The 22,077-nt window shown below is 52.8% G+C and carries 18 protein-coding genes; 15 read left to right on the forward strand and 3 right to left on the reverse strand.

Annotated elements, in window-relative coordinates:
- The first annotated feature begins 200 nt into the window (after window positions 1-200).
- Both metG and HA050_RS09980 read left to right on the forward strand, forming a co-directional pair.
- Window positions 201-2,249: a methionine--tRNA ligase gene (gene metG / locus HA050_RS09975; RefSeq protein WP_166825289.1), complete on the forward strand. Its 2,049-nt coding sequence runs from the start codon at window positions 201-203 to the stop codon at window positions 2,247-2,249.
- 151 nt (window positions 2,250-2,400) lie between these two features.
- Window positions 2,401-3,873: a hypothetical protein gene (locus tag HA050_RS09980; RefSeq protein WP_166825292.1), complete on the forward strand. Its 1,473-nt coding sequence runs from the start codon at window positions 2,401-2,403 to the stop codon at window positions 3,871-3,873.
- Window positions 3,874-4,020: 147 nt separating this feature from the next.
- On the opposite strand, the gene HA050_RS09985 is transcribed toward HA050_RS09980, so the two are convergent.
- Together HA050_RS09985 and HA050_RS09990 are read right to left on the reverse strand one after the other, a co-directional pair.
- Window positions 4,021-4,488, reverse strand: coding sequence for a WbuC family cupin fold metalloprotein (locus HA050_RS09985; protein ID WP_205836385.1), 468 nt, complete (start codon window positions 4,486-4,488; stop codon window positions 4,021-4,023).
- Between the two features lie 53 nt (window positions 4,489-4,541).
- The gene (locus tag HA050_RS09990) at window positions 4,542-4,979 is read right to left on the reverse strand and encodes a PACE efflux transporter (RefSeq protein ID WP_205836386.1); all 438 of its coding nucleotides are present in this window, start codon (window positions 4,977-4,979) and stop codon (window positions 4,542-4,544) included.
- Between the two features lie 84 nt (window positions 4,980-5,063).
- Between HA050_RS09990 and HA050_RS09995 the strand changes: the two genes are divergently transcribed.
- The 8 genes from HA050_RS09995 (at window position 5,064) to mscL (ending at window position 12,566) form a co-directional block, all read left to right on the forward strand.
- Complete coding sequence (locus HA050_RS09995) at window positions 5,064-5,963, forward strand: LysR family transcriptional regulator (RefSeq protein WP_166825295.1); 900 nt, start codon at window positions 5,064-5,066, stop codon at window positions 5,961-5,963.
- A 96-nt stretch (window positions 5,964-6,059) separates the two neighbouring features.
- Window positions 6,060-7,154, forward strand: coding sequence for a hypothetical protein (locus tag HA050_RS10000; RefSeq protein WP_166825298.1), 1,095 nt, complete (start codon window positions 6,060-6,062; stop codon window positions 7,152-7,154).
- Window positions 7,155-7,556: 402 nt separating this feature from the next.
- Window positions 7,557-7,868, forward strand: coding sequence for a (2Fe-2S) ferredoxin domain-containing protein (locus HA050_RS10005; protein ID WP_166825301.1), 312 nt, complete (start codon window positions 7,557-7,559; stop codon window positions 7,866-7,868).
- Window positions 7,869-7,961: 93 nt separating this feature from the next.
- Entirely contained in the window at window positions 7,962-8,606 is a 645-nt protein-coding gene (locus tag HA050_RS10010) for an alpha/beta hydrolase (protein WP_166825304.1), read from the forward strand.
- Entirely contained in the window at window positions 8,603-9,268 is a 666-nt protein-coding gene (locus tag HA050_RS10015) for an energy-coupling factor ABC transporter permease (protein ID WP_166825307.1), read from the forward strand. The genes HA050_RS10010 and HA050_RS10015 overlap by 4 nt, the downstream gene beginning before the upstream one ends.
- 140 nt (window positions 9,269-9,408) lie before the next feature.
- A complete protein-coding gene (locus HA050_RS10020) occupies window positions 9,409-10,953 on the forward strand; it encodes a sensor histidine kinase (protein ID WP_166825309.1) in 1,545 nt (514 codons plus the stop codon).
- A gap of 30 nt (window positions 10,954-10,983) precedes the next feature.
- Entirely contained in the window at window positions 10,984-12,039 is a 1,056-nt protein-coding gene (gene rlmM / locus HA050_RS10025) for a 23S rRNA (cytidine(2498)-2'-O)-methyltransferase RlmM (RefSeq protein WP_166825312.1), read from the forward strand.
- Between the two features lie 101 nt (window positions 12,040-12,140).
- The gene (gene mscL / locus HA050_RS10030) at window positions 12,141-12,566 is read left to right on the forward strand and encodes a large conductance mechanosensitive channel protein MscL (RefSeq protein WP_099397779.1); all 426 of its coding nucleotides are present in this window, start codon (window positions 12,141-12,143) and stop codon (window positions 12,564-12,566) included.
- 61 nt (window positions 12,567-12,627) lie between these two features.
- Here the strand turns inward: mscL and HA050_RS10035 are convergent, their stop codons facing one another.
- A complete protein-coding gene (locus tag HA050_RS10035; RefSeq protein WP_166825315.1) occupies window positions 12,628-14,811 on the reverse strand; it encodes a sensor domain-containing diguanylate cyclase in 2,184 nt (727 codons plus the stop codon).
- 165 nt (window positions 14,812-14,976) lie between these two features.
- Between HA050_RS10035 and hutC the strand changes: the two genes are divergently transcribed.
- The 5 genes from hutC (at window position 14,977) to hutU (ending at window position 21,987) form a co-directional block, all read left to right on the forward strand.
- The gene (gene hutC / locus HA050_RS10040; protein ID WP_166825318.1) at window positions 14,977-15,684 is read left to right on the forward strand and encodes a histidine utilization transcriptional repressor HutC; all 708 of its coding nucleotides are present in this window, start codon (window positions 14,977-14,979) and stop codon (window positions 15,682-15,684) included.
- Between the two features lie 286 nt (window positions 15,685-15,970).
- Entirely contained in the window at window positions 15,971-17,779 is a 1,809-nt protein-coding gene (locus HA050_RS10045; protein ID WP_166825321.1) for a DUF1302 domain-containing protein, read from the forward strand.
- Window positions 17,780-17,990: 211 nt separating this feature from the next.
- Window positions 17,991-19,244, forward strand: coding sequence for an imidazolonepropionase (gene hutI, locus HA050_RS10050; protein WP_166825323.1), 1,254 nt, complete (start codon window positions 17,991-17,993; stop codon window positions 19,242-19,244).
- 62 nt (window positions 19,245-19,306) lie between these two features.
- Window positions 19,307-20,230: a formimidoylglutamase gene (hutG, locus tag HA050_RS10055; protein WP_166825326.1), complete on the forward strand. Its 924-nt coding sequence runs from the start codon at window positions 19,307-19,309 to the stop codon at window positions 20,228-20,230.
- An 86-nt stretch (window positions 20,231-20,316) separates the two neighbouring features.
- Window positions 20,317-21,987: a urocanate hydratase gene (gene hutU / locus HA050_RS10060; RefSeq protein ID WP_166825329.1), complete on the forward strand. Its 1,671-nt coding sequence runs from the start codon at window positions 20,317-20,319 to the stop codon at window positions 21,985-21,987.
- Window positions 21,988-22,077: the final 90 nt, after the last annotated feature.

Consider the following 22,077-nt stretch of genomic DNA (forward strand, 5'->3'; position numbering starts at 1 on the left):
TGACAAAAGCATTGCGCCCCCCGTAATAAAACCCCGAAGCCGTGGGCATATATATTTTCACTTCAGCAAACCCAAGTGATTTATGCGTGTTTACACAGGCTTTTCGCTGCAATGCCACAAATATCTGTGTATTCACCTCGCAGTCGGGCGAAATATTGGGGATAATTCCCTATTCTCTTTATTCCTTGGTTTTCGCCACGATGCCGCGCAAGATTCTCGTTACCTCAGCCCTTCCCTACGCCAACGGTGCGATTCACCTTGGCCACCTTGTTGAATATATCCAAACCGATATCTGGGTGCGCTTTCAAAAGCAGCGAGGCAACCAATGCCATTACGTCTGTGCTGATGACACCCACGGCACGCCGATTATGCTGCGCGCTGAAAAAGAAGGCCTGACGCCAGAAGCGCTGATTGCCCGCGTACACGGTGAACACACCCGTGATTTCGCTGGCTTTCATGTCAATTTTGATAATTTTTACTCGACCAATTCGCCAGAAAACCGCGAGCTGGCTTACCGTATTTACGGCAAATTAAAAGAAGATGGCAAGATTGCCAGCCGCACTATTAATCAGCTTTACGATCCGGTTAAAAACATGTTTTTGCCTGATCGTTTCGTAAAAGGCGAATGCCCGAAGTGCGCGGCTAAAGATCAGTACGGCGATAATTGTGAAGTGTGTGGCGCAACTTACAGCCCCACCGAACTCAAAAATCCGTACTCGGCTGTTTCAGGTGCCACACCTGAGCTGCGCGAATCAGAACACTATTTCTTTAAGCTGGGCGAGTGCGAAGATTTCCTGAAACAATGGACCACCACGCCCGGCAAGCTGCAAAAAGAAGCCTCCAATAAGATGCAGGAATGGTTTGAAGCGGGTCTTTCCGACTGGGATATCAGCCGCGATGCGCCTTATTTTGGTTTTGAGATTCCGGATGCGCCAGGCAAATATTTCTATGTGTGGCTGGATGCGCCGGTTGGCTATATGGCCAGCCATAAAAACCTCTGTGATCGCCTGGGACTGGACTTTGACAGCTACTGGAATAAAGATTCTGATGCCGAGCTGTATCACTTTATTGGCAAAGATATTCTGTACTTCCACGCGCTATTTTGGCCGGCGATGCTGGAATACGCAGGCTACCGCACGCCAACGGCCATCCACGCCCACGGCTTTTTAACCGTAGACGGCGCAAAAATGAGCAAATCGCGCGGCACATTTATTACCGCCGAATCCTACCTCAAACACCTGAACCCGGAATGGCTGCGTTATTATTTCGCGGCTAAATTAGGCAGCGGCGTGGATGATCTGGATTTAAATCTGGAAGACTTCAGCGCCCGGGTTAATTCTGATCTGATCGGCAAATACGTCAATATCGCCAGCCGTGCAGCGGGCTTTATCAGCAAACGTTTTGAAGGCCGCCTGCACGATGGCATTTTCACCGCCAGCGATTACCCGCTGATGGATCGCATCGTTGCGCTGCAAGGCCAGTTACAAGGCGCGGGTGAAAAACTGGCTGCGCTGTATGAAGCGCGTGAGTATGGCCGGGCCATCCGCGAAATCATGACGCTGACCGATGAAGTAAATCAGTACGTCGATAGCGTAAAACCTTGGGCGATGGCCAAAGACCCTGAGCAGAGCCTGCATCTGCACGTGGTTTGCAGCTTTTTGATCAATGCTTTCCGTATTCTGACTATTTACCTCAAGCCGGTGCTGCCTAAGCTGGCGGCAGATGTAGAACAATTCCTGAATGTGGCCCCGTTTACCTGGAGCGATGCCCAGGTCTTGCTGCTCGATCACACCATCGAAACTTACCAGCACTTAATGACCCGCATCGATCCAAAAGACATTGCCGCCATGGTTGAAGAAAACAAGCAAAACCTGGAAGCCACCGCACCTGTGGCCAAGCCGGATTATGAAATCCCACCGATTGCAGAAACCATCAGCATCGATGATTTTATGAAAATCGATCTGCGCGTGGCCATGATTACCGAAGCCAAAGCAGTAGAAGGCGCAGATAAGCTGGTGTCTTTAACGCTGGATATCGGCAGTGAAACCCGCCATGTATTTGCAGGCATCAAGGCAGCGTACAAGCCGGAAGACTTGCAAGGCCGCATGACCGTGATGGTGGCGAATCTTGCCCCGCGTAAAATGAAATTTGGCGTATCAGAAGGCATGGTACTGGCTGCCGGAGGAGATGGTGGTTTATACATCCTCAGCCCGGACACCGGCGCCAAGCCTGGCATGCGCGTGAAGTAAAGCGCAATTAAACCGCCATTCGTGGCGGTTTTTTTTGCTGATCAATCCCTTTGGCAAAAACTCAGTTTTAGTGCTCAAGCTTTCTGCGCCTGAAACAGGCTGCAAATGCTGAGTATTTTTTGCCTGACCCGGTCCCAACTAAAAGAGTCCTATGCTAAAACGCCTCTTATCCATCAGCCTCTTACTATCCAGCCAAGCTTATGCAGAGCAGGGCGACACACTGATTCAAAAGCCTGCGGCATTTAAACTGGGTTTTGAAACCATCACCCTGCCAGATGATGAAAAGATGGGCATGGTGGGTGGCAGCTATTTAATCGAAACCCTACCCGGCCTCTATCTGGGCCCTGCGGCCTATGGTGCAATCACGGGCGAGCGTGGTGGCTTTTTTACCGGCGGTGGTGAAATCACTTACCGCCTGCCTGTGAGCAAAGAAATCAGCGTGGATACCGGCTTTTACCTGGGCGGTGGCGGTGGCGGCGCGGCAGGTGTGGGCGGCGGGCTGATGCTGCGCCCGCATATCGATTTGCTCTGGGATTTTGGCGGTATTCGTGCGGGGCTTTCCGCATCAGAAGTACGTTTTCCAAGCGGTAACTTCAGCAGCCGCCAGCTTGGAGTAATGATTTCTGTTGACGATACATTCAGCTACAGCGATGCCAGCAGCATCGGTCAATACCTCACGGCCACCCGCCGGGGCGGCGTGGGCTTTGATCGCATCGCCATTGTTGCAGCGCAATCCAGGCCACAGGGCAACAGCGTTAAAACCACCACCGGCGCAGCAGCACCAGACAGCACCTCTTATGCGGGCTTTTTAATGACGCAATCGCTGAATCATGGCTGGTTATGGGGCGTGGAAGCCGCAGGTGCAGTGAAAGGATCATCTGACGGCTATGCAGAAGTACTGGGCACTTTCGGCTGGGAATATGCATTTAACTCTGCCCTGCGGGCAGGCACACGCGCATCGCTGGGTATGGGCGGCGGCGGCGCTGTAGATACAGGAGGTGGCGCATTGGGCAAGGCCGGCCTGTTTGGTACTTATCAAATCAGCCATGATCTGGATTTAACATTAGAAACCGGCCTGTCCAAAGCCTTTGACGGCAGCTTTTATGCCCGCTATGCCAGCCTGCAACTCGGTATGGCACTGGATCACCCCCATGCAAGCAGCGATATTCTGAACCGGATTGAAGGCTGGGAATGGGATGCCAGCGCACAACACTACACCAGTGCCGCACGCCGGGATGGCAGCAAGCGCAGCATGCAAAATATTGGCTTTAAATTAAACCGCAAAATCGATGATGGCTTTTATCTCAGCGGCCAGGCGCACAGTGCCCTGGGTGGCGGCGCAGGTGGCTACTCGGTTGGCTTGATTGGCGCTGGCTGGGAAAGCCCGGAAATCATCGGCAAATTACGCCTGAGTGCAGAAATGCTGGCCGGCGCAGCCGGTGGTGGCGGTGTAGATTCAGATGGCGGCGCCATCATGCAGCCTATGGCCTACGCCAGCTATCCCATCAGCAATAACTGGCAGCTTAAAGCCGGTGCTGGCGTAGTTAAATCATTCAAAGGCGAGCTAAACAGCCCCGTACTTGATTTATCAATCGGCTACCGCTTTGGCCTGCCACGGCGCTAAAAGCGTGTAGCTGATTTTGTGCAACAAAACCCAGGTATTGGGCCACGCAGGAAACAAAAACACGGAGGGCCACGGAGAAAAACATGACAGGTTTTCTCCGTAAAACTCCGTGCTTTCTGTAAACGCCGTGTTTCAAGATTTGGGTTTTTAGCTAAAACAAGCCACCATCCTGGCTAAATACGCCGCACAGCCCGGCTCGCCCTCAGCGGGTGCCCAGCTGGCTTTTTCGCTATCACTGAGTGGCACATAGGGGCCGGCCTTGCTTTCAAAAAAGACCGAGCCACTTTCCAGCGCCACCATGCTGTGAAACGCGCCTGCAGGAATATTAATCCCCAAATTGCCATCGGCCGTAAGCACCACCTGCTCGGTGATCTCGCCTGTCTCATCAAAAATCAGCACGCCAAAACGCCCGCTCAGCGCAATCATGGTTTCATCTTTTTCCGGATCAGAATGGCGATGCGGCTGCACATAAGTACCCGGCTCCAGCGCATTTAAAAGGCGATGACAGGCCGATTCATTACTGGCATGAAAATTCAGATTTTTACGCAGCCTTGGGCTGGTTTTTGCAGCTGCAGATAAATCAGCCAGCATGCCCTTATTAATTAAACTCACCATATTATTTTTTATCTCAATTTAAAGTAGATCAGGGCACCGCAGCTGCAGCGCGACTAAACTGCCTGCCACCCCGGCAGGGGGAATACTTTATCGTAAGCCCAGTTATATACAAAGGCATAAACCAGATAAAAAGTGGCAAAGCCCAAATCCATAATAAAAGCTTCCCAAATCCCGATATTCAGCCACCACGCCACCAGCGGCAGGCTGACAAATAATAAGCCGCCTTCAAAACCAAAGGCGTGCACAACACGCTCCAGCGTATTTTTCTTTACGCGTTTTTTCCAGCGCGCAAGTAAGTGATCAAAACCTAAGTTGTAAAGGTAATTCCAGGCCGCAGCAATCACCGACATTGTCACGGCCAGCACCCCCAGTTGCTGTACCGAAAAGCCAAACGCCCAATGCGCCAGCGGCACAAAGAGTAAAAAACCGATCACCTCAAAACCAATGGTCTGGCGGATACGATCTGCCCGATTTCTCATTTGTACTTTCATGCTGTTCTCTCATTTCAGGATAGCCACCATAGTAAACTGCTTCTATGATGGTTGTTAGTTAGAAACCATCACAAAAACAGATAGATGAAATATTCATTAGATCAGCTCAGCGCATTTAAAGCAGCGGCCGAATGCGGATCTTTCTCTGCCGCTGCCCGCCGCCTGGGCAAGGCGCAATCCCTGATCAGCACGGCGATTGCCAATTTAGAGATTGATTTAGGCATCAGCTTATTCAATCGCGAAGGCCGCTACCCTCAGCTCAGCGCAGAAGGTGCACGGCTTTTGCCTGAAGCAATCGCTATTTTGCAGCGCTGTGATCAGTTGAGCGGAATCGCTCACGGGCTGACTGCAGGGCAGGAGGCCAAGCTGCGCTTAGCCGTGGATGATTCTGCCCAAATGCCATGGCTTGGCGACTTGCTGCAACAGCTGGCGGCAAAATTTCCACATTTAGAGTTAGAGCTGTTATTCCCGATTATGGAAGACCTCTACAAACTGCTGCTCTCGGGCCGGGTTGATCTTGGCATCAGCTACGAGGCAGCCGAACATCCCAAAGAGCTGGCTTTTCATGCTTTAAGAGAATGTGAAATGCAATTTGTGGTATCCCGCCAACACCCTTTAGCCCTGGAAAAAACCCTTACTTTAGAAATGCTGCAAAACCACAGGCAGCTGATGGTCACTGGCCGCCACAGTGGCGCAGAAAAAGAGCGCTTCAGATACTCACCCTCAGTCTGGTGGGTGGAGGGTGACTGGGCCGTACTTGAGCTGGTACGCCGTGGCCTGGGCTGGGCTTGCCTGCCCAATCACTTTGCAGATCTGGCTTTAGAACAGGATATTGTGCAACTGCCAATCCGGCATTTTGAAAGCAGCCTGCAGCTGGGCGTACAACTGGTCTGGCACCCTGCTCACTCCCTTGGCCAGGCCGGGCAGTGGCTGAAAGAAACTTTAATTCACAATTCAAGCCAAATAAGCGGCAAATCGGGGTGAAATAAACCCCTGTTCAAGTTGTGGATTAGCCAAATAATTCAAACAGCCAGACTCTCGGTATAATCACCCCTTTGTCACCTTTCGTTCAGGCCAGCCATGTACCTGCCAGATCCTCGCCTCTACGCCAGAGTTAACGCACAAAACCCAATTATCCGGCTATTGATGTCGCTGCTGACAGAATCGTCCAGCGCCCTCGTCAGCCCAAAACGCGAAGAGCTCACACGCCTGCTCGCCGACACACTGGCCATCAATGATCACGCCGGTTTAAACGCCGCCTTGACGCAAGCACCGTCTTTAGATGCCTATCTGGAGCTGTGGAGCCTGCTGCGCGCTGCGGTTGAAACTGCGCCCAAAGATGCAGAGCAATACGCCATTCCTTTTGCCATCCCGGTTATTTTAGTAGCGGGCTTTAAAGGCACAACCGAGCTGTCAGGCCAGCTTAAAGATATAGACGCCGTGCTTGCCCTCTTAAAGCAGCACGAAGTCATCGCATCCGATGCTGATGTCTGGCTGTCTGCCAAATTGGTGCATGCTGAAACGCTGGCGGGTGTAAATCCATCACAGCTCAGCCAGTGGCGCGATCAGTTGCAATACGCCTCAGGCGGCTTGCCCATCGATTTAAATACTTCACCGATGCCGCTGAAAGACGAAGCCGTTTTTCTGCGCTATCTGGTAGGTGTGGCCATGCAAAAGAAAGATGCAGCACCCGCAATCAAGCTGGGTGGCAATCTGGGCGCATGGGGCATGCAGCTGGCTAATTTAATTGGCGAGCAGCTTAAAACCAATGGCGTGACTTTATTCCCGATTCCCCGCACGCCAATGCCGTGGCTGACTGCCGGTGAAGCAGGCCGCGAAACCCAGCTGGAAACACGCTTGCAACTGATGACCAGCAATGCGCTGCGCAGCATCCGCAGCAAAGGCCGCACGCCGGTCATCTGTATTGCCGCGCATGAAAATGCTGAAATCCGCATTACCTTTTCGACCATCGAAGATGCTGAGCGCTGGGAAGGCTTTGTCTGGCCGCTGTCGGCCTGGGACCATGTGGAAAAAATCCACCAATACGCAGTCGAATTATTCCGCGAGTGCATGGTGACGGATATTCGCATTATCGAAAACGTACAGCCTGATATGGATAGTGATCAGTTACCGTTTTTTGTGACGGCGCATATTAAGGCAGTTGTGCAGCATTAATTGATTTTGGCGGGTGTAATCACATCTGAGCTAAGCCTTTTTTGCATTAGCAAACAACAAAAAGACGTCATAACAGCGCTCTCAGCACAGGGCTTAGAAGTCCCCTTGAAACACGCCGGAGCGAGGAACGAGCCAATCCCGCCTGCCGCCGACTCGATTGTCCGCAGCGCAGGGGCTTTCGTGTTTCGTGGGGCGGCCTTCTTTGCTTCCTTTCTTGGCCGTTCAAGAAAGGGAGTCCCCTGCGGGGGATTCCCGCACCTGAATCAAGGTGCCGAAGGCACTAAAAAGGTCTTTTTGACTTTGGTTAGCGTACATGGAGCAACCCGCCAATAATGAGACGATGTAAGCACGCCGGGTTGCCCCACCCTAAGATAAATTTCAACTTCCCATTTCGAGGCCACCATGAGCCATTACCAGCACCACGTATTTTTTTGCCTGAACCAGCGCGAGCCAGGTGAGCGTCAGAGTTGCGCCAGCTGCGGCGCGGTTGAGATGTGGGAGCACGCCAAAGGCCGCATCAAGAAGCTGGGTTTAAACCAGCCAGGCAAAGTGCGTATCAATAAAGCAGGCTGTCTGGAGCGCTGTGAAGAAGGCCCTGTACTGGTCGTTTATCCTGAGGCGGTTTGGTATACCTATATTGATAAAAGCGATATCGATGAGATTATCGACGAGCATATCGTCAATGGCCGCGTCGTTGAGCGTTTAAAAATTTAAGCGCCTTCCGGCATGCACCGGGGCAATCCGCCTGATTGCCCGTATTATTTATATCCATTCATCAGGCGGGCCCGCCCCGCAAAGCCACACGCTATGAGCACACCCCGTAAAGCCCCCTCTTTTGAACTCATTGAGATTGATGGTCCGGCAGGCAAACTCGAATGTTTACGCCTCTCATCCGCACTCGAAACCACCGTCGGCATTGTGCTGGTCGCCCACCCCAACCCCACCGAAGGCGGCACGTTCAGCAATAAAATTGTGCATACCCTCGCAAAAACCCTCAGCCGCTTAGGCTATGTGGCCTACTGCCCCAATTTACGTGGCGTGGGCAATTCGGCGGGTGCTTTTGAAAATGGCATCGGCGAAGTCGACGATATGGCCGCCGTGCTGGCTTTTGCTCAAAGCGAGCATCCAGCGCTTAGCCGCCTGACACTGGCAGGTTTTTCCTTTGGCACCTTTGTGCAAAGCCAGCTCTGCGAGCGCATGGGCAGTGATGCAGTGGAAGGCCTGATTTTGATTGGCCCTGCGGTCAGCAGGCATAACTTTCCTGCTGTGCCCGTCAGCAAAACGCTGCTGATTCATGGCGAAGAAGATGAAGTCATCAGCTTAGACACCGTACTGAACTGGGCCAGACCACAATCGCTGCCGGTCGTAGTGTTCCCGGGCGTAGGACACTATTTCCACGGCAAGCTTACCCAGCTTAGCGATTGGGTGAATAAAGAATGGCGTATTAAATGAACCTGCACGCCGGGCCATTTGCAAACTGGCTGCTGCTGACTTCATTTCTCATCAGCGGTGGCCTGATTTTGCACGCAGCTTTGCGTATCCCATGGTTTGCCCTCACCCAGGAGCGCCTCACCGGCTGGTTTGGCGCAAGCGTTTTTGTGCTGTGCTTCTGGCAAATGAAAGCCAGCATTCAGCCGGGGCTGTCGTTTCACTTACTTGGTGCCAGCGCACTCACCATGATCGCCGGGCGCGATAAAGCCCTGCTGGGGCTGGCAGCCGTGCTGATTGCAGATACGGCCTACGGGCATTCGGCGTGGGCAAGCATGGGCTTGTCCTGGCTGATAATTGCTTTTTTGCCGGTTACGCTCACTCATGCCCTGTTTAACTGGGCGCAGCGCGCTTTGCCCGCCAATTATTTTATATATATTTTTGTCAATTGCTTTGCCGCAAGCATGCTTTCCATGTGGTGCACCGGCTTCTTTACCTGTGGCCTGCTTGCAGCCAGTGGCGTCTATCCTGTCGATTTTCTGATAGAAGAACAGCTGCCCTATTACTTCCTGATGGGCTGGCCAGAGGGCTTTACAAGTGGCGTCTATTTATCTTTATTGGTGATCTGGCGGCCCCAGTGGGTCAGCACCTTTAATGATGCGTTTTATCTTACGCGCAAAAATTAGCCTGTTACGCCGCCCCGCTTACAAAGCATTGCATCAAAAAACACATCGCTTCTTATTTATGCAAGGCAAGCACAGGACTTAACTTGCCCTTTAATTACATTGAGGGCTATTGTTAAGCAAACATCCACAGCATAAATAGCATGCACAGCATACGCTTCCGCCTGAATATGATTTTCTTAGCCATAGTGACGCTGTTTTTAGCGACATCGGGCGTGATTTCCTATTGGCAAACACAGCAAGAGCTCGAAAACAATATGCGGCTCTCGGCTATGGCATTACAAAAACGCTTGCAAACCGTTTTGCCAGGCATACTTTGGAATTTCGACAGCACCCAGCTGGGCTTAGTGGTCGAGGCCGAAATGCAGTCTGCTGATTTAGCACTGCTTTTGGTTTTTAATAATGAAGAGCAAGTAGATGGCCGGATCAACAACCTCGGCAAAATGACCGCCGTGCATAAAAGTGTTGTGCCACCCAATGCACAGACTTTCCCTATTTACTATCCCGCCAATGAAGTATCCAAACCGATGGGAAAAGTGGTTTATGTTTTCTCAAGGGAAAAAATCGCCGCCCGCTTAAACCAGATGGTGGTGGCTAAAATTATCGAAGTTGTTTTACTGGATCTGCTTCTCTTTATGGCGCTTTCACACAGCCTGCTGCTGGTTGTGATACGCCCCTTGGGGCAGCTCAGAGAAGCCCTTGTTCACGCCGCCGACGCCAAAGACTTTGATTTTAATGACATCAAGCTGGCCCACCACACCAAAGATGAATTTGCCGATGTGGCCGATGCAGTACACAGCATTACCCGCAGGCTGTGTGATGATTTAGAAAGCCGCAAAGCCGCAGAGCATGCCATGCGTGTAACCAGAGATCTCACCGAAAGCGCTTATAAGCAGCTGAATGAAACCAAAAATAATTTAGTTCAGGCCGAAAAAATGGCCTCACTGGGGGGCCTGGTTGCCGGGGTTGCCCATGAGGTCAACACACCTGTTGGCGTTATTTTAACCAGCGCATCGGTTTTATTTGAGGACACGCAAGCTTTCAAAACCAATCTGGATGCCGGTGCAATCAAAAAATCAGAAGTGCTGCGCTATTCCGAAATGGCTATTGAATCCAGCCGCCTGATTCTGGCTAATGCAGAACGCGCCGCCCAGCTGATACAAAGCTTTAAACAAGTCGCTGTAGACCAGACCTCTGAAGCAAGGCGTACCTTTGAGCTTGGGGAATACATTGACGAAGTCATTATGAGTTTAAAGCCCACACTGAAACGTACCTCGGTACGCATTGAAACCAGCTGCGACGAAAAGATCAGCCTTGATGGCTACCCTGGCGCTATTTCCCAAATCATTACCAACTTTCTGACCAATGCCTTAGCCCATGCTTTTGCTGATGGGCAGGAAGGGCTGATTTCACTTAAGGCCACAAAAATAGACGATAGTGTCACCCTGCGTTTTGAAGACAACGGAATGGGCATTCCCAGCGAGCACTTGAATAAGATTTTCGATCCTTTTTTTACCACCAAAAGAGGCAGCGGCGGCAGTGGCCTGGGGCTGAATGTTGTCTTTAATTTGGTCACGCAAACCTTAGGCGGCACGCTGGTGGTGAATTCGGAGCCAGGCAAAGGAACTTGTTTTATTGCCTGCTTTCCCCTGATTGCCCCACAGGGAAAGGATGGCAAGCACGCCTAAAATCAACCGTATTCTGGTATCCTTACGCCCATGACACATGCCATTCTTTTTTATTGCCGCCCCGGTTTCGAAGCCGATGTGGAGGCCGAATTCTCCTTTAAAGCAGATATCCCGGGTAAATGGGAAACTGGCCAGGGGTTTTGCATCTTTTTGCCTAAGCGCCCCGCCGATTGGGACAAGCTTTACCGCACATTAGAATGTGGCGACTGGGTTTTCCCGCGCCAGATTATTTTTGTGGCCGAAATGCTTGATTTGCCGCCTAAAGATCGCCTTACGCCTATTCTGACTGCGCTCGATCAGTTACACGAAGCACACAAAGGCCCATGGCGGGATGTATGGATTGAGTATCCTGACACCAACGATGGTAAAGAAATCTCTTCGTTCAGCCGTAAATTTGGTGCGTTGCTCGATGCAAAACTTGCCACCAAAGGTTTAGCCAGCGATGCCAGTGCCAAAGCTCGTCTGCATTTATTTTTTCCAAACTTAGAACGTGTTTATATCGGCTTTACCCGCCCTGATTTTTCTGTGAACTGGCCGCTGGGCATTCCGCGCCTGCGTATGCCAACCGATGCCCCAAGCCGCTCAACCTTAAAGCTGGCCGAAGCGTTTATGATTTTGGTGCCCGAGTCGGCCCAGGTGAAGCCCGGCATGAGCGCCGTAGATTTAGGCGCAGCTCCAGGTGGCTGGACCTGGCAAATGGTCAGCCGTGGCTGCACCAAAATTTTTGCCATTGATAACGGCCCCATGAAAGGCAGTATGGCCATTCACCCCAGCGTAAAACATCTGCGCGAAGATGGCTTCAGATATCGCCCTAAAAGCCCGGTAGACTGGCTGGTTTGCGATATGGTTGAGCAGCCTGCCCGTATTGCTGCGCTGATTTCAGACTGGCTGGTAAAAGGCCACGCCCGCCAGGCGATTTTTAACTTTAAACTGCCCATGAAAAAACGCTGGAATGAACTGCAGCGCTGCCTTGATATTATTGATGATGCGCTGGATGGTGCAGGTATCCGCTACCAAATTCGCGCCCGACATCTTTATCACGACCGCGAAGAAGTCACCTGTTATTTAACCAAAATTAAGCGCTGATTATTGCATTGCGTGAGGGGCAGCCACACCCCTTGCGCAAAATCCGTCTATTTTTAAAGAGAGTTGGTCCATTGTTCATCACTAAGCAACAGGGGTATCGCATGTTTAAAGAATTCAAAGAATTTGCAATGCGCGGTAATGTGATCGACCTGGCCGTCGGTATTATCATTGGTGCGGCATTCGGTAAGATTGTTGATTCACTGGTAAAAGACATCATCATGCCGCCTATTGCCATGCTCATGGGCAAGGTGGATTTTGCTAATTTGTATTTTTTATTATCCGAAGGTAAAACCCCTGCGCCTTACGCCACCTTAGATGCGGCTCAAAAAGCCGGAGCAGTCACATTAAACTACGGTGTATTTATTAATGTGCTGATCAGCTTTGTTATCGTGACCTTTGCCGTGTTCCTCGTGATTAAAGGCCTGAACAAACTGAAGCGTGAAGAAGCAAGCGCGCCTGCCGCACCTGCTGCTACACCTGAAGATATCGAGCTATTGCGCGAGATTCGTGATTTACTTAAAAAATAAGCACTTACTTTTCAAATTGAAAGCATGGACATTTGTCCATGCTTTCATTGCTTTTTCATCCTTAGCCGCTTTTCACCCGTGCCTCCTGCAAGATCGCCACATCGGGCTTATTAGGCAAAGCGGTTTCTGCTTTCTGCAGGCTGGCTACAGATAAATCCACAGCATGAACAGGCAAATCTGCCCCTTTGCCTGCAATACACACTTTATTTCTGCCCGTCCGCTTAGCCTCTAATAAAGCCATGTCTGCAATATGAACTAACTCGCTAAAATCAACCGGCCCAAAAGCTGCAGCCAGCCCAAAACTCGCCGTAAACACAGGCAAACCCGCCACAGCAATCCGCCCTTCCAGCGCGGCCCTTACACGCTCAAGACCACATAAGCCGCCTGCCTCATCAGTGTTTGGAAACACCACCACAAATTCTTCACCACCAAATCGCCCCACCAGATCCCCCGGGCGCAAAGCTTCTTTCATTACACGGGCAAATAACCGCAAAGCCCGGTCGCCCGTATCATGCCCGTGGCTGTCATTTAAGCGCTTAAAGTGATCAATATCTGCAAAAGCAATACACGCAGGCTCGGGCATCACCAGCACTCTGGCCGCCTGATTTTCTAAACTGCGGCGGTTAAGCAATCCTGTAAGCGGATCAGTGCGGGCTTGCAGCTGTGATTCGCTCATCACCCGCAACACGCCTAAACGCATCCCCGCATGCGCTGCAATGGCTGTTGCCCTGAGCATTTCGTCTTCATCCGGCAAATGCCGCGCAGGGCCAACAATATGCATAATGCCAACGGCCTGCCCTATGCTGGTCAGCGGAATACACACGGCCGAGCACTCGCCTCCCGCTCTGCCGCGCATATAGCGGCATACATCCAAAGCGCTGGCATCTTCAAATTTCTGTACCTGCCCGCGGCGAAAAGCCAGACATTGCACGGGCGATTTAACCCCGCAGCCAGACTCTGCCGAATAATTTTCACTGCGGGACATCACAGATAAATGCGCAGTACTGGAATCGGACATCAGCAGCGCCGTCGATCTCTGAGGCAGACCCAGCTCAATGGCTTCAGAAACGATTCCGGCGGCATCACTGTCGTTTTCGGCCAGCTCCAGCGCGCGATGCACCTCAGATGTAAAATCCTGCAATGCGGCATCCCGGATCAGGGCCTGCTCACGCTGCAGGGTAATTCTCTGAAACCGCCCGCTCATCATCAACGCCAGCCATATCACCATGGGAATGGCAATCAGCAGGGAAATCAGCACAATACGGCCCAGCTCTCTTACTGAGGCAAATGCTTCCCCGGTATCCTGCCGGACGACCACGCCCCAGCCATAGGCGGCAAAGCCCAGTGCTCCTTTTGAAGAAGAAAAAGCCACCAGCTCTTCATCTCCATGGTTTATCTCTGTAAGTACCCCGTTATTACCACTGATCAAGGCCTGCACTGCAGGCGAGCGTTTGGCCAATGCAAGTGAGCCAAAAGGCTCGCCTGCTGAATCACTCAGCACGCGCCCCTGCTTATCAACTACTTGTAAATGAACCTGCTTGTAGCCACTTTGATTCAGATGCGCTTTAGCCGAGCTGACAATGGCATCCACTACTCTTTCATAAGAGGCAAAATTAGCCCATACGCGCACTATTTTGCCCTGAGCATTAAAAACCGGGGCCGCAAACAACAGGCTGACTTCCGGCTGGCCCAGCGCCTGTGCCAGTAAAGGGTCTTTTCGGGCATCTGAATAATACGTTTGCCCGGTGCCCAGTGCCCCGGCACTGATTTTTTTAAACCAGTCTGTTTCCGCCACACTCTGGCCCAGCAGTTTTTCAACTTCAATGCGCCGCCCGTCTCCGCTCACCGTATTACTGGCAACAATCCTGCCCTGCATATCCGCCGCAATCATCAGGTCATAAAAACCATAAGCACGGACATAGGCATCTGCAGCCTGTGCAGTGATTCCGGCGGAGCCACGCACATTGGGATTTAATGCAATCATTTGCACATCGCCATAGCGCTCAAACAAATTCCGATCGATTTTATCGATGATGGCATCGGCTTGTGCCGCCAGATAAACGCCTGTCTTTTCTCTGAGGCTTAACTCACTCCGCTGATAGGCCAAACCACCCGTAAGCAAAAGAGGCAGCAAGCCCAACAACAACAGCCCCCATAAAAGCTGCCTGCTCAGGCGGTGTAGTGCGGTATGCTTCCCGGTAACAACAGTTTTTACCTTATGCCCGCTAAACCATGCCGTGCTCATTAAATACCTCCGGCCTTTATTTCTTACAAAGCTTAAAATACCCAACTAAACTTATTTAATGTAGACCAGGATAATTAATACATACATCTTACCAAGGCAAATAGAGCGCTCAGCGTACTGGCTGACGGCCTGCCTCATCTTCACAGCTCACGCTACAATAGCGATATGAATAAACCCATCCACTTACGTATCCGCCAATTTATTCTGGAAGGCATACGCGAACGCCGCTTTTTGCCAGGCGCAAAAATCCCCACCGAAGCCGAGCTGGTTTTGCAATTTGGCGTGTCCAGGATGACCGTCAATAAAGCTGTGCGTGATTTAGCCAGCGAAGGCGTGCTGATCCGCTTTGCAGGGGACGGCACCTATGTGGCTGAGCGTAAAGCCGAATCGCCGCTGCTCGATATCAATAATATCGCCGAAGAAATTGCCTGTCGCGGGCACCGCTACCGCGCATCAGTAGAGCTGCTGTGTGCCGGGCCGGCTCAGGATGAAATCGCACTCTGGCTGGGCCTCGTGACTGGCGAAACGCTGTTTCACTCGCTCATTGTGCATTTTGAAAACGATAAAGCGATCCAGATTGAAGATCGCTATGTCAACCCCGCCTTTGCACCGGATTATCTGCAGCAAGACTTCACCATCGAAACTCCGAACGCTTACCTGATGAAAAGCTGCCCGCTCACCGATATCGAGCACACAGTAGAAGCCGTGCTTCCCAATGCAGCCGAGCAAGCTTTACTCAATATCGCCGCCACCGAGCCCTGCCTGCGCGTACTGCGCCGCACCTGGTCGCATAAGCATTTAGTCAGCTTCAGCAGGCTGTTACACCCTGGCAGCAGCTACAAACTGCGCTCGCAGACCAGGGTGAAGAAGTAAGCCCTTATCAGAAAACTCAAACCATTCAGCCATCCTGATCCCCAAGCTCAATAAAGCCTTGCCGTTGTTAAGCTAAGGTAAAAAAACGTTGTTTTCAGCAGGCTGAGCCAACCCCGGCCCTGGCGTCCTCTTGCAGCTAGAAAGCATGTGAAGCAGTCTCTGAAGATAACGCCCATCCTGTTTTCTCAAGGTTTCTCGTGTAAAAACCTGCGTCATAGATATTGACGCGAGCCAGGCAAGAACACAGATACCAGAGGATGGCAGGAAACCATACCAGGGGGTGCGTATGAAGCAAAAACGAGTCTGTATGGCTGTTTTATTGTTTAAAACGCTGCTGTTTACCCCACCGGGTGCAGAGGCTGGAGAGCTTGTTTTTGGGAATGTGCGCTCAGGGCTGGGCGAGGGAATTAAAGTTGATTCAGGCGATGTTCAAATCGAATTGAAGGGTGCTTTAGGAATCAGCACCATTATCAGGGCAGAAAGCCCTGACACCTCCCTCACCAGTGGCAAGGGCATGTCCACTCACAATGATGGAGATCTGAATTACGAACAGGGCGATGTGGTATCTCAAGTACTGGACGCCTATCTGCAAGCCAATCTGTCGGCTGGCAATTATGGGCTGCTGCTCAGTGGCAAAGCATGGTATGACCAAAGCCAGTTAAATAATCCGGTTCCGCACGGGCATGTCAGCAATGATTATGCTGCCGGCCCGTTAAATGATTCAGGGTTTGCCACACTCAGCCAGTTTAGCGGTGTTCAGTTGCACGATGCATATGTGTACGGCCACTTTACTGTCTTTCAAAAAGCACTCGAGCTTCGGGCCGGGCAGCAAGTGATTCCCTGGCGCACGCCCACGACCATCCTGGGCGGTATACAACAAGTCAACGCACTGGATTTTGCAGGTCTTCGCCGGGGCAACCCGCTGCCAGAAACCATGAGCATCCCCGTTCCCGCACTCTATGCCAAGCTCAGGATAAATGAGCAGCTGTCGCTTGACGCCTACTACCAGCTTGATTTTCTACCCAATGCCTACCCCGGCTGCGGAACCTTTTACTCAAGTAACGATTACGCACAGGCTGGCTGCAATAAATTAACCTTAAACGGAGCCATGCTCAGCGTCTTAAACAATAAGCCCATCTCCACCAACGACCAGCAATCCAGCACCAACGCTCTGGATTATATTGCCCGAACCGCCGATCTCATTCCGAACGAAGAACAATTTGGCTTCAGCTTTAATTACAAAATAACGGAGATGTCCTCACTGGGCGTTTTTTACGCCCAATACACCAGCCGTAATGCCGTGATTCAGGCAGAACGCAGTGGCCCGGGTGTGTTTCTGCCCAATAAGGCAGAGCCCGTAAGTATCGCAGGGCAATACAGACAGGCCTACCCTGCCCACCGCCATTTATTTGGGCTCAACCTGAGCCAGAGACTGGAAGGCGGCGCAGGCCTTTACCTGGAATACAGCTATCGCCCCAATCAGCCTTTACCATGGAATGGCGCAGATTTTTTGAATGGCATGCTGCTTGGCATTGGCCCCCTGAAACAACTAGCTGGCACAGCGACAGGCTATATTGCACAGGGTTATGATGATTTTCAGATGAGCCAATGGATAGTAGGCGCAAAATCCCCTTTACCTGCGGCTTGGGGAGCAAATGCTACGCTTGCTGGCGAACTGGGCATACGACACGTCCATAACCTGCCTGATCCATACGAGAAGCGCTATGGCCGCGGTGGCTTTGGTATGGCGCCCAGCTCCGCCTTTCCTGCTTGCACTGGCCCGCAGGCCACATGCGCCGTAGATGGCTTTGTCTCCGCCACGGCCTGGGGCTGGCGGCTAAAATACGAAAATGATGTTCTGCCACAATCCGGCAACTGGGTATTGCGGCCTTCTCTGTCCTTTGCTTACGATGTAAAAGGCTACTCTGAAGACGGTCAGTTTTCAGAAGGCCGCTACCTGTCTGTGGCCGGCATCAGCGCCATCTTTCAAAAAAACCACCAACTGGATTTCCGATACATCAAAACAGGCGGTGGCCTGTATAACCTGCAAAAAGACCGCAGCAGCTTTATGCTCAGTGCACGGACCACCTTTTAATCAAATGACAATCATCCACACCGCTTATCTGCCTGCCATTCAGGCAAATAACGTTTTAAATCCCGCCTGCCCGCCCCTGCTGGCAAAGCCGGCCTGACACTTGCTCTCATCAAATCTGTCTATACAAAAACACCCCGCACCCCTGCCGGCCAGCAGTAAATCAATACTCATCAGACCTTTCCCTGCTTGACATCAACAGCAAAATGCGTAAATGTATATACAATTACACAGCCTGCTGCCAATGATGACCCACACTACAGAATCGCTTTGGATTAACGCCCGCATTGCTACCCTGTCTACTGAGCACAATGCTGCTTACGGCGCACTGCATAGTCATGCTTTGTGGATTAAGGGTGAAGAAATCTATGCAATTTTGCCGCAGAACGAGGCACTGGCTGAGTTTGCGGGCAGAGGTGAAATCATTGATGTGGCGGGGGCCTGGATCACCCCAGGGCTGATCGATTGCCATACCCATCTGGTTTATGGCGGCAACCGTGCGGCGGAATGGGAAAAGCGCCTGACGGGCGTGCCTTACCAGCAAATTGCCGCAGAAGGCGGTGGCATTGTGTCCACAGTCAATGCCACGCGGGATTTATCGCAGGCCGACCTTGCGGCACAAAGCCTGCCGCGCCTCCTGGCCCTGATGAATGAAGGCGTGACCACGCTGGAGATTAAATCCGGCTATGGCCTGCGCCTTTATGATGAATTAAAACAACTGCGCGTGGCCCGCCAGTTTGCTGAAAACTATCCGGTAGAAATCTCCCCCACTCTGCTTGCAGCCCACGCCCTGCCGCCCGAATTTGCGGGCCGCAGCGATGAATATATTAATGAAGTCATTTCACGCATCCTGCCTGCCGCCGCCAGCGAAGACCTGGCCGAGGCGGTGGATGTATTCTGTGAAGGCGTCGGCTTTAGCCCGGCCCAAACCCGCCGTGTATTTGATGCCGCAAAAAAGCACAGCCTGAAAGTAAAAGGCCACGTAGAGCAACTCTCTAATTTGCACGGCGCGGCGCTGGTAGCGGAGTTTAATGGCCTTTCTGCTGACCATATCGAGCATCTCGACGATGCAGGCATTGCCGCGATGCGAGCCGCTGGCACGGTGGCGGTGCTGCTGCCCGGCGCGTTTTACTTTTTGCGCGAAACCCAAAAACCCCCTGTTGCAGCACTACGCGCCGCAGGCGTGCCGATGGCGGTTTCAACCGACCTCAACCCCGGCACCAGCCCCTTTGCCTCTATCCGTATGGCAATGAACCAGGCCTGTGTGCTGTTTGGCCTCACCCCAGAAGAAGCGTTAGCGGGCACCACCCGCCATGCCGCAGCGGCTTTAGGCCGTACCCATACCCATGGCCAGCTGGCAGCGGGCTTTGTGGCCGATTTTCTGGTATGGAATATTGATCACCCGGCCGAGATTATTTACAGCCTGGGCACACCACTGTTAAAGCAACGGGTATTTAGAGGTCGTTAAAACGGCTGCGCCCCCCCCCGGGGCACTGAATACTTTTCTAAAAAATTGAACAGGATAAAACCATGACCGTCTGGACAGGCCGTATTGATGCTGCTGAAGGCGATGCCGCGCGGCGCTGGCATCAGGTCGTGCAGCCCTTAGCTGCAAATCAGCCTGCGGGCATTGCCCTGCTGGGCTTTGCCTGTGATGAAGGCGTGCGCCGCAATCAGGGACGGGTGGGTGCGGTGGCAGGGCCACTGGCTTTGCGTAAAGCGCTGGCGAATCTGGCTTACCACCCCACGCAGCCGCTTTACGATGCAGGGGACGTGGGCTGTGAAGATGGCGATTTAGATGCCGCGCATCAACGCCTGGCGGCTGCCGTGAGCCAAAACATCCAAGCCGGTCATCTGTCACTGGTACTCGGAGGCGGGCATGAAACGGCTTTCGGCCACTGGCTGGGCATTGTCAACGCACACCCAAGCCAGCGCATCGGCATTATCAATTTCGACGCGCACTTTGATCTTCGCGAAGCAGATCTAGCGACTTCCGGCACCCCCTTTGCCCAGATAGCCGCAGCATGCGCCAGGCAGGGCCAGTCATTTAACTATCTCTGCATGGGCGTGGCCGAAACAGCCAATACCCAGGCTCTGTTTGCCACAGCAGAACGGCTCAAAGCCACATGGCGGCTCGATACCGAGATGAACCCGTGGCAACTGGCTGAAACCGTGGCGCAGTTACAAACCTTTATTAATGGGGTCGATCTGCTTTATCTGACCATTGATCTGGACGTGCTGCCTGCTGCGCAGATGCCTGCCGTATCCGCACCCGCCGGCTTTGGCGTGGAGATCAGCGTGATCGAACACCTGAGCCGCCTGATCGCCGCCAGCGGCAAGCTCGCCGCAGCTGACCTGGTGGAATTTAATCCCGCCTTTGATACCGACAGCCACGGCGCCAAAGCTGCTGCCAGGCTGGCATGGGCCATTTGCAGAGACTTCAAACCCCGATAGCCCAAGAGTGGGTATTGCCCCCCCCCCCTATTTGATCAAAACCTGAGGATGGGCTCAGCCCACCCTACTTTAACCGGAGCCACACCATGACCGACCCACGCCATGACCCTTCCCGCGTTATCCGCGCGCCACGCGGCAGCGAGCTGACTTGTAAAAGCTGGCTGACAGAAGCCGCTTTTCGCATGATTCAGAATAATCTCGACGCCGAAGTGGCCGAGTATCCACAATCCTTAGTGGTTTACGGCGGGATTGGCCGTGCGGCGCGTAATTGGGAATGCTACGACAAGATTCTGGAAGTGCTCACCCGTCTGGAAGACGATCAAACGCTGCTGATTCAATCAGGCAAGCCGGTTGGCGTGTTTCCATCGCACCCCGATGCACCGCGCGTGCTGCTGGCCAACTCCAATCTGGTGCCTCACTGGGCCAATTGGGAGCACTTTAATGAGTTAGATAAAAAAGGTCTGATGATGTACGGCCAGATGACCGCAGGCAGCTGGATTTACATCGGCAGCCAGGGCATTGTGCAAGGCACTTACGAGACGTTTGTAGCGATGGCCAAGCAGCATTTTGGCGGCGAAGTCAAAGGGCGCTGGATTCTGACTGGCGGCTTGGGCGGCATGGGCGGCGCGCAGCCACTGGCCGCTACCATGGCCGGTTTTTCCATGATTGCCGTGGAATGCGACGAAACCCGCATCGATTTCCGCCTGAAAACCCGCTATGTAGACCGCAAAGCCACTACCCTGGATGAAGCGCTGGCCATCTTGGCGGACGCCAAAGAGAGCGGCAAGCCCGTCTCCGTAGGTCTTTTAGGCAATGCAGCCGATGTGTTTGCCGAGCTGGTTGCCCGAGGCATTACCCCCGATGGCGTCACCGACCAAACTTCAGCGCACGACCCTGTGCACGGCTATCTGCCGCAGGGCTGGGATATTGCCAAATGGCGCGAAGCGCAAAAAACCGACCCGGCTGGCGTCACCAAGGCCGCTAAGCAATCAATGGCCAAACAAGTGCAAGCCATGCTGGATTTACAAGCGCGTGGCGCGGCAACGGTTGATTACGGTAACAACATCCGCCAAATGGCGCTGGAAGAAGGTGTAACAAACGCATTCGACTTCCCCGGCTTTGTGCCCGCCTATGTGCGCCCGCTGTTTTGCGAAGGCATCGGCCCTTTCCGTTGGGTAGCGCTGTCTGGCGACCCGGAAGATATCTACAAAACTGATGCCAAGGTCAAAGAACTGATCCCTGACAACCCACACCTGCACAACTGGCTGGACATGGCACGTGAACGCATCGCCTTCCAGGGCTTGCCAGCCCGTATTTGCTGGGTAGGCCTGAAAGATCGCGCCCGCCTTGCGCTGGCATTTAATGAGATGGTTAAAAGTGGCGAACTGAAAGCGCCTATCGTGATTGGCCGCGATCACCTCGACTCCGGCTCGGTGGCCTCACCAAATCGCGAAACCGAGTCCATGAAGGATGGCTCGGATGCCGTATCCGACTGGCCGCTCTTAAACGCGCTGCTCAATACCGCAGGCGGCGCAACCTGGGTGTCGCTCCACCACGGTGGTGGCGTAGGCATGGGCTTTTCCCAGCATTCAGGTGTGGTGATTGTGGCTGACGGCACCGACGCCGCCGCCAAACGCTTGGGCCGCGTATTATGGAACGACCCCGGCACCGGCGTCATGCGCCACGCCGACGCAGGCTATGACATCGCCAAAAACTGCGCCAAAGAGCAGGGCTTAGATTTGCCAATGCTGAAATAAACTAGCAGACCCAAATCCCGAGCCACAAAGTTTCACAGAGAAGAACAGCTCGCAGGATGGGTAGAGCCGGTGTTTTTACGGCGATACCCA

The sequence above is a fragment of the Iodobacter violaceini genome (assembly GCF_011601265.1).
Classification (GTDB): domain Bacteria; phylum Pseudomonadota; class Gammaproteobacteria; order Burkholderiales; family Chitinibacteraceae; genus Iodobacter; species Iodobacter violaceini.

Bases quoted from the DNA above. Each gene is read 5' to 3' on its own strand.
- HA050_RS10010 (WP_166825304.1), top strand. From the start codon at position 7,962: ATGAGCACACCCCGTAAAGCCCCCTCTTTTGAACTCATTGAGATTGAT.
- HA050_RS10035 (WP_166825315.1), bottom strand. From the start codon at position 14,811: ATGAGCACGGCATGGTTTAGCGGGCATAAGGTAAAAACTGTTGTTACC.
- hutU (WP_166825329.1), top strand. From the start codon at position 20,317: ATGACCGACCCACGCCATGACCCTTCCCGCGTTATCCGCGCGCCACGC.
- HA050_RS09985 (WP_205836385.1), bottom strand. From the start codon at position 4,488: ATGGTGAGTTTAATTAATAAGGGCATGCTGGCTGATTTATCTGCAGCT.
- hutI (WP_166825323.1), top strand. From the start codon at position 17,991: ATGTATATACAATTACACAGCCTGCTGCCAATGATGACCCACACTACA.
- HA050_RS09995 (WP_166825295.1), top strand. From the start codon at position 5,064: ATGAAATATTCATTAGATCAGCTCAGCGCATTTAAAGCAGCGGCCGAA.
- hutG (WP_166825326.1), top strand. From the start codon at position 19,307: ATGACCGTCTGGACAGGCCGTATTGATGCTGCTGAAGGCGATGCCGCG.
- HA050_RS09990 (WP_205836386.1), bottom strand. From the start codon at position 4,979: ATGAAAGTACAAATGAGAAATCGGGCAGATCGTATCCGCCAGACCATT.
- HA050_RS10015 (WP_166825307.1), top strand. From the start codon at position 8,603: ATGAACCTGCACGCCGGGCCATTTGCAAACTGGCTGCTGCTGACTTCA.
- HA050_RS10045 (WP_166825321.1), top strand. From the start codon at position 15,971: ATGAAGCAAAAACGAGTCTGTATGGCTGTTTTATTGTTTAAAACGCTG.
- metG (WP_166825289.1), top strand. From the start codon at position 201: ATGCCGCGCAAGATTCTCGTTACCTCAGCCCTTCCCTACGCCAACGGT.
- HA050_RS10005 (WP_166825301.1), top strand. From the start codon at position 7,557: ATGAGCCATTACCAGCACCACGTATTTTTTTGCCTGAACCAGCGCGAG.
- hutC (WP_166825318.1), top strand. From the start codon at position 14,977: ATGAATAAACCCATCCACTTACGTATCCGCCAATTTATTCTGGAAGGC.
- rlmM (WP_166825312.1), top strand. From the start codon at position 10,984: ATGACACATGCCATTCTTTTTTATTGCCGCCCCGGTTTCGAAGCCGAT.
- HA050_RS09980 (WP_166825292.1), top strand. From the start codon at position 2,401: ATGCTAAAACGCCTCTTATCCATCAGCCTCTTACTATCCAGCCAAGCT.
- mscL (WP_099397779.1), top strand. From the start codon at position 12,141: ATGTTTAAAGAATTCAAAGAATTTGCAATGCGCGGTAATGTGATCGAC.
- HA050_RS10020 (WP_166825309.1), top strand. From the start codon at position 9,409: ATGCACAGCATACGCTTCCGCCTGAATATGATTTTCTTAGCCATAGTG.
- HA050_RS10000 (WP_166825298.1), top strand. From the start codon at position 6,060: ATGTACCTGCCAGATCCTCGCCTCTACGCCAGAGTTAACGCACAAAAC.